Origin of the sequence: Rhodococcus sp. HM1 (assembly GCF_023218075.1) — a bacterium.
Lineage (GTDB): Bacteria > Actinomycetota > Actinomycetes > Mycobacteriales > Mycobacteriaceae > Rhodococcus.
Genome location: NZ_JALPTB010000034.1, coordinates 62,648 through 73,044 on the forward strand (window position 1 = coordinate 62,648; position 10,397 = coordinate 73,044).

A 10,397-nucleotide genomic window follows, 5' to 3' on the forward strand; every position below is an offset into this window, starting at 1 on the left:
CGTGTCGGTGCGGTGTGCCAGCATGGGCTTGCACTCGACACCGAGGGGAGTTCCGTGACCACAGCCGATGTCCATCGCCTGGTCCGCTTGCAGCGCGATCACCAGGCATGGTCGCTGCTGCGGGCGGACAACGCCGCCGTGGTCCTCGCACTGCTGGCCCGGCATTTCGACCATGGGACGCGGCGGCTCCCGGCCCCCGAACTGTTCGAGTTGCTCGACACCGATCTCCAGGAACTGCGCGACGAAGGTTTCGATCTGCCACGCACCGGTCAGGCCTACTGCGCGGACTGGGTGCGCGCCGGCTACCTGCTGCGCCGGCCGAGCACAGACTCGCGCGAGGAAACCCTCGAACCGACCGAGTCGACGTTCGCCGCGCTCGCCTTCGTGTCCGGATTGACGAGTACGACCAGTTCGGTGACCGAGTCGCGGCTGACGACCCTATCCAGCCAGCTGCAGGCACTGGCCCGCGATTCCGATCCCCGCAGCGAGTCGCGGTTGGCAGCGCTGCGCGCCGAACGCGACGCGCTGGACCGGCAGATCGCCGCCGTCGAATCCGGGGATTTCCCGGTCCTGGACGGCACCCGCGCCGCGGAACGGGCGAAGGAGATCCTCGCGCTCGCCGGGGAGATCCCGGGCGACTTCGCGCGGGTGCGCGCCGAGCTCGACTCCCTCAACCGGGAGCTGCGCGCCCGCATCCTCGACGACGAGGGCGACCGCGGCGATACCCTCGGGGAGGTGTTCCGGGGCGTCGATCTGATCGGCAACTCCGACGCCGGGCGCAGCTTCACCGGGTTCTACGACATGATCATCGATCCGGAGCGCTCCTCCCAGCTCGACGCATGGATCGAGGTGGTGCTGCAGCGGTCGTTCGCGCAGCTGCTCGACCTCGCCGAGCGGCGCCGGTTCAGGTCGCTGCTCACCGAGATGGAGACCTCGGGCAGCGAGGTGCACGCAACGATGACCTCGTTGTCGCGGTCGCTACGCCATTTCGTGCAGTCCCGCCACTACGAGGAGCATCGGCGGCTGCAGCGGCTGTTGCGCTCGGCTCAGCAGCAGGCATTGGAGGTGGCACGGCGCCGCAAGCCCTACGACCTGCTCGACCTCGAACTGGTCCGGATCGGCATGAGCATCGACTCGGTGGCCGCACTGCAGCTGCACAATCCCGCCGACGACCTGGTGGCCGAGCCGGTGGTATCGCAGCCGGCCGGTGAGGTCGACCTCGACGAACTGCGCCGCATCGTCCGCGAGTCGGAGATCGATCTGGACGAGCTGGCCGGGAACGTCGCTGCGACGCTGGGTGCGCGTGGCCGCGCCACGATCGGCGACGTCCTGCAGGATCATCCCGCGACGCAGGGACTGGCGAGTGCCGTCGGACTTCTGGTGCTGGCGGCAGAGCACGGACATCCCATGGACGGCACCGAGGACATCTCGTGGACTTCACCGCGCGGCAATGTCCGGATCGCGTCGATCCGTCGCTACCTGTTCGACCCGACCGACGCTGCGTTCGCACTCCCGCAAGAGGACGCCTGATGACCGAATCGATCCCGCTCTACCCCGGCGACACCGGCGAGCTCGGCCTCGAAACCCGCCGTGCCCTGGTGCAGCTGCTGAAGGGGCCACTGGTCACCGCGGAGAAGCACCCCGAGATCTGGCGGACGATCATCCGGGACGAACGGGTGCTGCGCTCACGGCTCGCCGACGTGTTCCTCGACCTCGTCGTCGACGAGAACGACCTGCTGGCCTTCACCCGTCCGGCCGACACCGGCGACCACAAGACCCCCACGGTGCTGCGCACCGAACGGCTGACGTTCATGGACACCGCCATGGTGCTGGCGCTGCGCCACCGGTTGTTGCGGGCGCAACCGGGCGAGCGGGTGATCGTCGACTTCGACGAGGTCACCGCCCAGCTGGAGATGTATCGCGGGGCGACGAGCACCGATCCGGCCGGTTTCCGGCGACGGGTGCATTCGTCGTGGGAGAAGCTGAAGAAGTACTCGCTGCTGGCGTCGACATCCACGGAAGGTCGCATGGAGGTGTCACCGGTGCTACGGCAGTTGTTCGATGCGGATCAGGTCGCGGCCGTCGAAGCGGAGTTCCGGCGCATCGTCGAAGGGAGCCCGATGTGACCGGCGAGCCGATCCACCCCACCCAGTTCCGCCTCGCACGCGTGCAGGTCGTGAACTGGGGAACCTTGCACGGGCACCACGATATTCCGGTGGCGCGCAAGGGTTTCCTCATCACCGGCGCTTCCGGATCGGGCAAGTCCACGCTGATCGACGCGATCTCGACGGTGCTCGTGCCCGCGGGCAATGTCCGATTCAACGCCGCCGCACAGGAATCCGCGGCCGGCTCGGGCCGCAACTTCGTCAGCTACATCCGCGGTGCGTGGCGGCGCGAGGCGTCCGCCGACACCGATTCGCTCACCGCGTCGTATCTGCGGCCCGGGGCGACGTGGAGCGCCGTCGCACTCACCTATCGCACCGGCGACACCACCGCTCCGGTCACGCTGGTCAAGCTCATGCACTTGCGACGCGGCGCCAATACGAACAACGACGTGTCCCATCTGCATCTGATCCTCGACATCGACGTCGACCTGACCGAATTCGAGCCGTTCGTCGCACGAGGGATCGACACTCGCGCGATCCGCAAGCAGTGGCCCGATGCCGTGGTCAATCCCACCTACGCGCCGTTCGCCCGCGCGTTCCGGTCCAGGCTGGGCATCTCGTCGGAAGCGGCGCAGCGTCTGCTGCACCGCACGTTGTCGGCGAAAGGCCTGAACAGCCTCGATCAGCTGCTGCGCGACTACATGCTCGACGAACCGGGCACGTTCGCGATGGCGGAGCGAGCCACCACCCAGTTCCGCGATCTGCGGGAAGCACACCGAGTCGTCGTCGATGCGCGCCGGCAGGTGCAGACCCTCGACCCTCTCGTGGATCTCGCCGCCACCCGCAACGGCGGACTGCGGGCGCAGCGCGAACTCCAGGACGAGTCCGACCATCTCGACGCCGTCCACGCCGCGCTGACCGTCGACCTGCTCGAGGACAAGCTCGAGGAAGCCAAGGCGCAAACCGGGCTGTTGCTGGCCGCTGCCGACAAGACCGCCGCCGAAGCCGACCGTGCCGCCGAACGCACCCTCGATCTTCGGGTGCGGGTGGAAAGCGCGGGCGACGGCAGGCTCGCCACGCTGCGCACCCAACGGGCGGCAGCGGAGACCGACATTGCACGGATCACCAAGCAGCGCAGTCGGTTCGAAGCATCACTCGGGCCGTGGGAGGCACAGGTGCCGAGCACAGCCGAGGAATTCGCACACCTGCAGGCACAGATCGAGACCGAACTCCGCGAACTCGACGCCCAGGCCGACACCCGCCGCCGCGAGCTGTACGAGGTGGCGAGCACACTCGCCGAGCACCGCAAACGCCTGCGCGAACTCGTCGCAGATCGGGAGGTGCTGGCGCGGCGACGGTCCAACCTCGACCCCGAACTGCTGCGCGCCCGCGAGCTGGTGTGCTCGGCCGCCGGCCTCGGGGAGGACGCGCTGCATTTCGCCGGCGAACTGCTCGAGGTCCGTCGCGAGGATGCCGCGTGGACCGGGCCGATCGAGCGCGTACTCGGCGGATTCGGCCGGACCCTGCTGGTGCCCGACGAGTTCTATCCGCGCGTGGCCGCCGCGGTCGACGCGCATCACCTGGGCGCACGGCTGGTGTACCGGCGGGTGCGCGCCGCCGCCACGCCACCCGACACGCCCGCCACCGCCGAGAATTCCCTGGTCCGCAAGCTCGATGTGCGCGCCGGGTCGCTCACCGCGTGGGTGTGTCACCATCTTGCCGAGCGGTTCGACTACGTGTGCGTGGACACCGCCGACGATCTGCGCCGCGTCTCCCGCGGTGTCACCCGGGCCGGGCAGGTCAAACACGGACCCGACCGTCACGAGAAGGACGACCGGCGCCGCATCGACGATCGCAGCCGGTGGGTACTGGGCTTCGACAACGAGGCCAAGCTGATCGATCTGCGCGGACGCATCGACACCGTCGAAGGGGACATCGCCGGTCTGGAACGACGGCAGAAGGCGCTCGAACAGTCCGAGGACAATGTGCAGCAACGCCGCCAGTCCGGCGCGGCGATCCGCGAATCCTCCTGGGCGGAAATCGATGTCGAATCGGCCCATCGGGCACTCGACGCGATCGATACCCGGCTGCAGGACTGGATGCAGGACAACACCGAGTACACGACCCTCACCGCCGAACTGGAACGCGCCCAGGCCGAGGACCGGGCCGCGCGGCAGGCCCACACCGCCGCCCGCGCCAAACTCGACCAGCACCGCGACGAACTCGCCGCGGTACAGCAGCGCCTCGACGACGCGCGCACCCACATCGGTGGCACCGTCCCGGACGTCGTCGCCGCCCGGATCCGCGCGCGATTTGCCGCCTCGGTACGACGCGTCACCGCCGACAACGTCGACCGCACTCTGAGCACAGTGGGCCGGGCCATCAGCGACGAGTTGCGCGCGGCCCAGCGCGCCACGGCCGATGCCGAACAGCACATCACGCGGATTCTCACGGCGTACCTCGCCGAATGGGAGGCGCGGCGGGCCGAGATGCGTCCCGACGCCGAATACGTCGACGACGCGATCGCCGTCCTGGCCCGGCTGCGTTCCGACAATCTGCCCGCCTACGAGGACGAATTCTTCCGGCTGTTGCGCGAACAGTCGCATCGGAACATCGGTGAGCTCGCGCGGGCGATCCGCAAGGCTCCCGGCGAGATCCGTTCGCGCATCGAACCGGTGAACGAGTCGCTGCGCCGCTCCCCGTTCGACACCGATCGGATCCTGCGCATCGATGTGAAGGACCGCCGCTCCCCCGCCGCCTCGGAGTTCCTCGCCGAGCTGGTGCGAATCACGAGCGGGTCCTGGAAGGAGGAGGATCGCGGCGAAGCCGAACTCCGATTCGAGCAGATGGCGGCTGTGCTCGAGCGCCTCGACTCGGGCGAACCCGCGGACCTCCGGTGGAAGCGCCTCGTGCTCGACACCCGGCTGCACGTCGGATTCATCGGCGTCGAGGTCGATTCGGAGGGCAACGACGCGAACTACCACGATTCGAGTTCGGGATTGTCGGGCGGGCAGGCACAGAAGCTGGTGTTCTTCTGTCTCGCCGCGGCCTTGCGCTATCAGCTGGCGGCGGACGGCGACGAACTCCCGCGGTACGGCACGGTGATCCTCGACGAGGCGTTCGACCGCGCCGACCCGGCATACACCCGGCGCGCACTGGATGTGTTCACCCAGTTCGGTTTTCACATGGTGCTCGCGACCCCGCTCAAGCTGCTGCAGACTCTCGACGACTACATCGACGGTGTCGCGTCAGTGAGCATCCGAGACAAGCGGTACTCGCAGTTGGCGTTGCTGCCGATCCGTGACGGCGCCGAGGACACGGAGTGAAGTGGGTGCCACCCGGCGCGGTGAGCGCCAAGGCACTGGCCGCGTACCGGAACCGGCGGGCACGCTGGATTGCCGATCCCGTTGCGGCCGAGTCCGATGCGCTGTCGATCGCGCTGCATCCGCCGTCCGAGGTGCGGGTGGCGGACGACCCCGACGCCGCGGTCGCGTGGGTACGCGAGTGGCACCGGTATTCCGGTCCGGGGCGCGTCGACTGGGAATCCCGCCGCTGGCGCGACTTCGGCACCCAGCAGGTTCCGGTGCGACTGGTGTTGTCGTCGGCCTCCGAGATCGCGGCCGCGGCGGGACGCGCCGCGGAGTGGGCACTGCTCGGGATGCGGCAGCGGCGGCTCGTCACCGGACTCGGTCCCGGCACCCCGACGCTGGCCGCCGCGGTCGCGTCGACCCACACCCGCTGGATGGATTTGGAGGAGCAGGACTTCGCCACGCTCGTCGCGGTGGTGCGGTGGCTGGCCGATCATCCCGCATCGGGGATGTTCATTCGTCAGCTTCCGGTGCCGGGGGTCGACACGAAATGGGTGTCGCGGCACCGCGGTCTGGTCGAGACACTGCTCGACGGAGTCCGCGGCGACCGCGACCTGGGCGTACGCTCACTGCCGCGCATGTGCGAGGTCGCGGTGTGCGACCGCTCGCTGCTGCCGGCGGCGCCCCGCATCTTCGCGACACCGCTCGCCGAACTCGCCGCGCTCCCGCTACACCCGGCGATCACACTCGTGCTGGAGAACAAGGAAGGCCTGCACGCGCTGCCGGACCTGGCGTCGACGGTTGCGCTGCACGGCGCCGGTTATTCGGTGCACGAACTCGCGGACGTGCCGTGGCTCGCCGCGTCGGACGTCGTGTATTGGGGTGATCTCGATACGCACGGGTTCGCGATCCTCGACCGATTCCGCCGGCACCTGCCGAACGTGCGCAGCCTGCTGATGGACCCGGTGACCGTCGAGAACTGGCGGCACCTGGGCGTGCCCGAGCCGACCCCGAACTCGAACGTCCCCGAGCACCTGACCGAATCCGAACGCGCGGCTTTCGACCTGGTCCGGGCCGACAACCTGCGGATCGAACAGGAGCGGCTCCCGTGGCCGTACGTTCTCGACCGACTGCCGGGCGATGGGAGCCAGTTTTCGGTCTGACCGGGCCGAGCCACCACACCGTGGGAGGAGGCGGCATTCGGGAGGTTGTTCAGACGGTCGCAGGGCCCGTTTCGACGGGGTTGGTCGGATCCGACGACCACTGCGACCACGAACCGGGGAACAGCGCGAGATCGATGCCCGCGACCTCGGCCGCGGCGACGACCACCGCGGCGGTGACCCCGGACCCACAGTAGGTGCCGGCGCCGCGTTCGCCGTCGACGCCGTGCGCCGCGAACAACGCGCGCAGGTCGTCGGCGGGCGCGAACCTGCCGTCCTCCCCGAGCAGCGCCGTGGACGGCAGGTTCGCCGCACCCGGGATGTGCCCGGCGACCGGGTCGATCGGTTCGACCTCGCCGCGGAAACGTTCGGGGGCGCGGGCGTCGAGCAGCACACCGGCCCGGGCCAGGTCCGCCGATTCCGAGGCGGTGAGGGTTGCGAGCGCGCCCGCGTAGAAGTCCCTGCGTCCGAGTGTGATCGAACCGCACTGCGGCCGAACCGCTTCCGTGCTTTCCGCTCCTCCGGCCGCACGCCACGCCGCCCATCCCCCGTCGAGAATGCGCACGTCCTCGAGCCCGGCGGCACGCAGCAGCCACCAGGCGCGGGCCGACCCGGCGCGGTTCCAGTCGTCGTAGACGACGACGGTGTCGCCGTTGTCGACACCCCACCGGCGCAACGCTGCCTCGAGTGCGTCGGCGGACGGCAGCGGGTGCCGGCCGCGACCGGGCACGGTGTGGTCGCTGAGGTCGGATTCGAGATCGACGTAGACGGCACCGGGGATGTGCCCGGCGGCGTACGCGGCGCGGCCGTCCGGTTCGGCAAGTGACCACCGGACGTCCAGGACGCGGACGGGTTCGTCCGAGGCGAGGAGGTCGGCGAGTTCTGTCGCGGAGACCAGGGTCATGGCGTGTCCTGTCGGTCGAAGAGGTCGGGGCTCGGGGTCAATCTTCCTCGTCGACCTCGACGCCGTACCGGGCGACCAGCGCGGCGAGGCCGTCGTCGTAGCCCTGCCCGACCGCGCGCACCCGCCACTTGCCGGCGCGGCGGTAGATCTCGGTGAGCACCATCGTGCGTTCGGTGGTGCCGGCGTCGAGGACGAACGTCGCGGCGGTGGTGTCGTCGCCGTCGATGCTCACCGACACGGCCCCCAGCTCGCCGAAGGTGCGGTCGCCGTCGATCGCGGCGGCGATCGCGACGCGGTGGCAGTCCTCGGGGAGCCCGGCGAGGTCAAGGCGCACGCACTGTTCGCTGGGCCCGTCGACGGTCAGCTCGACGACACCGTCGTCGACGAGGGGGTTGTTGTAGAACACGAAATCGTCGTCGGTGTCGACCTTGTCGTCCGGTCCGAGCAGGAACGCGACGACGTCCACGTCGTACTCGTCGCCGACGGCCTCGGCCTTCCACGCGACGTTCACCGCCCACGACGTGTTCTTCGCGGGCAGGTCGATGACCTCGCCGCGGGACAGCACCGGTGCGGACAGTTGCGCTTCGAGGCGCATGTGCGGCGGCACGACACCCCGCTCGAGCGCGGCGTCGACGTCGTCGCGGGTCAGGACCGGGAGTTGCCGCGCGGTGACTCGCGGCATGCGCTTGTCGTCGTGGCCGCCGTCGAGGACGAGCACGTCGGTGACCGCGGCGGTGAAGTTGAGCGCGGGCCGGGCGCCGAGCTGGGTGATGCGCGAGCGCATCAGTACCCCGTCGAGGTGCGTGCCGCCGAGCAGCAGCACGCGGCGTCCCGACCACAGTTTCGGCTTCCGCCCGGCCAGCGTCCATGTCGGGGCCGGAGCCTCGGCCGGCGCGGCGGGCTGCTCGATGACGATCGGTGTTTCGATGTGCGCGACGGGTTGCGGCACCACGTCGATGACGGTCGCGACCTTCGGGACACCGGGCCGCACCTCGGCGAGCAGCCGATCGAGTTGCGGTTCGTCGATGATCGGGCGTTCAGGGCCATGGCCTTGCGGACCTTACCGGTCTGCACGAGCGGGTCGTTGCACACCAGCACACTGGTCTGGCGGCTGACCTGGTTCATCACGTCGAGGCCGGCGTCGGTCATGCGGGCTGCGAGCGTCAGGCGCGGGGTGGTGGTCGAGCCGCTGATCACGACCTTCATGCCCTGCACGAGCCCGGCGTCGGCGAGCCGGCCCGGGTTCTGCCAGTCGCACGCCACGCGCGGCACCGAATCCGGATAGACAGCCTTGCGGCCGCGGCAGTTCACGACGGGCAGCGGCAGTTGCAGGCTGTCCGCGAGCGCGGCGCTGTGCACGAACACCTCGGACAGGACGCGCGCGTCGTCGTAGGCGTCGTGCTCCTGCAGCTGCTGCACCTGCCAGTGCTGCGCGAGGGTGGAGAGGCGGAAGTTGGGGACGTCCAGTTCGAGGCGCCGCGACAGCGCCATCGTGCACAGCCGCTTCTGCACGGGCAGCGACGTTCCGGCGCGGCGGAATTCGGCATCGAGGAAGCCGTAGTCGAACGTCGCGTTGTGGGCGACGAGGGTGCCGCCGTCGAGGACCTCGGCGAGGTCGCGGGAGATGTCCTCGAATCGGGGCGCGCCGGCGAGCCGTTCGCGGGTCAGGTTGTGCACGTGGACGGGACCGGGATCGCAGTCCGGGTTCACGAGGGTGGAGAACTCACGCTCGACGGTGCCGTCCTCGCTCAGGACCAGCGCCGCGACGCTGAGCACGCGGTGGGCATTGGGACGCAGACCCGAGGTCTCGACGTCGACGACGACCCACCGGTGGTCGCGCGGCAGTGTCGTCGTGTGCGTATCGATCACGTTTCCTCCGGTCGTCCCCGGCCGGGCTGCACCCCGGCACAGTGAGACATTCTGGACCGACGGTCCGACACGATCGGCGACACCCCCGGCGCCTGACTCCCGGGCCGGCTTTCCGCTCTATACGGCTCTCAGCCCGTACAGGTAGGTGGTGAGGTACTGGTCGATGAAGGGGGTCCGGATCTCGTCCGAGTCGGGCATCGTGATGAGCAGGGCGTAGAGACCGACGAGGAACGAGACCGCGTTGTGGAACGTGTCGACCCCGGCGGGAATCTCGCCCCGTTCCTGTGCGCGCGCGAATTCGTCGACGAACGCCACGATCACCGGATGGTGCGGCCACTCCTCGGACGGCGGTCGCTTGGTGGAAAAATGCAGGGCCAGAAAGTCTTTGAACAGCCTGTTGCCGAGGCGCCGCTCGAGCGCCTTCAGGATGCGGACGGCTTCGGCGAGGGTGTCGCGCACACTGTGCCCGGCCGCGAAGAACCGCTCGAGCTCGGCGGCCATGCGCTCCTCCTCGCGCTTCTCGAGCTCGAGCAGGACGTGTTCCTTCGTCGGGAAATGGAAGAAGAACGTGCCGTGGGCGACGCCTGCGGCCGCGACGATCGCCCCGGTGTCGGCCGCCGCCATGCCGTCGCGCTTGAATTCCGCGATCGCGGCGCCGAGCAGCCGCTCCCGCGTCTGAAGCCCCTTCGATCCGCGCGTCTGCGGTTTGCTCGTCGCCATCCACAACCCGTTTCCGCCCGCCTAGGGCTGATCGTTCTCGACTCTGCGGCGAGTTTACGACAGCCGAGAAAAACTGACTCAACTCAGAAAATCCCTTCCGCCGAGGTCGATCGCGGGTTACCGTTCACCGGAAGCCCGTCGGGCGGCTCGCGCACGAATCGACTGAAGTCAGTCTGTGGAGGTTGCGGTGCAGATACTCGAACAAGCCCAGGACTCCCCCGCGGCGGGCAACGTCAAGGCGCAATGGGTGAGCCTGTGGACCGCACCCGCGGTCGCGGCCGTGCTGCTGGTGGCATGCCTGGCGTTCCCCGGCTTCCGGCCCCCGATGCCC

The 10,397-nt window shown here is 69.4% G+C and carries 6 protein-coding genes and 1 pseudogene; 4 read left to right on the forward strand and 3 right to left on the reverse strand.

Annotation, left to right across the window (positions count from 1 at the left end):
- The first annotated feature begins 54 nt into the window (after positions 1-54).
- From M1M07_RS18240 to M1M07_RS18255, 4 genes are read left to right on the forward strand one after another with little or no spacing between them, the layout of a single operon-like run.
- Positions 55-1,530, forward strand: a complete 1,476-nt coding sequence (locus M1M07_RS18240; RefSeq protein ID WP_197251429.1) for a DUF3375 domain-containing protein — start codon at positions 55-57, stop codon at positions 1,528-1,530.
- Positions 1,530-2,126: a DUF4194 domain-containing protein gene (locus tag M1M07_RS18245; protein WP_197251430.1), complete on the forward strand. Its 597-nt coding sequence runs from the start codon at positions 1,530-1,532 to the stop codon at positions 2,124-2,126. The genes M1M07_RS18240 and M1M07_RS18245 overlap by 1 nt, the downstream gene beginning before the upstream one ends.
- Complete coding sequence (locus M1M07_RS18250; RefSeq protein WP_248675106.1) at positions 2,123-5,431, forward strand: ATP-binding protein; 3,309 nt, start codon at positions 2,123-2,125, stop codon at positions 5,429-5,431. Before M1M07_RS18245 ends, M1M07_RS18250 begins: the two co-directional genes overlap by 4 nt.
- Positions 5,428-6,576, forward strand: coding sequence for a DUF3322 domain-containing protein (locus M1M07_RS18255; protein WP_248675107.1), 1,149 nt, complete (start codon positions 5,428-5,430; stop codon positions 6,574-6,576). The genes M1M07_RS18250 and M1M07_RS18255 overlap by 4 nt, the downstream gene beginning before the upstream one ends.
- A gap of 49 nt (positions 6,577-6,625) precedes the next feature.
- Here M1M07_RS18255 and M1M07_RS18260 read toward each other — a convergent pair whose 3' ends face one another.
- The 3 genes and pseudogenes from M1M07_RS18260 to M1M07_RS18270 all read right to left on the reverse strand — a co-directional run bounded on the left by M1M07_RS18260 (position 6,626) and on the right by M1M07_RS18270 (position 10,066).
- Entirely contained in the window at positions 6,626-7,477 is an 852-nt protein-coding gene (locus M1M07_RS18260) for a sulfurtransferase (RefSeq protein WP_248675108.1), read from the reverse strand.
- 37 nt (positions 7,478-7,514) lie between these two features.
- Positions 7,515-9,346: pseudogene (locus M1M07_RS18265) on the reverse strand (TerD family protein).
- 117 nt (positions 9,347-9,463) lie between these two features.
- The gene (locus tag M1M07_RS18270) at positions 9,464-10,066 is read right to left on the reverse strand and encodes a TetR/AcrR family transcriptional regulator (protein ID WP_248675109.1); all 603 of its coding nucleotides are present in this window, start codon (positions 10,064-10,066) and stop codon (positions 9,464-9,466) included.
- Positions 10,067-10,397 lie beyond the last annotated feature (331 nt).

What these genes read in the sequence shown, in the direction of transcription:
- M1M07_RS18270 (WP_248675109.1), bottom strand. Translation starts at nt 10,066, where the DNA reads ATGGCGACGAGCAAACCGCAGACGCGCGGATCGAAGGGGCTTCAGACG.
- M1M07_RS18260 (WP_248675108.1), bottom strand. Translation starts at nt 7,477, where the DNA reads ATGACCCTGGTCTCCGCGACAGAACTCGCCGACCTCCTCGCCTCGGAC.
- M1M07_RS18245 (WP_197251430.1), top strand. Translation starts at nt 1,530, where the DNA reads ATGACCGAATCGATCCCGCTCTACCCCGGCGACACCGGCGAGCTCGGC.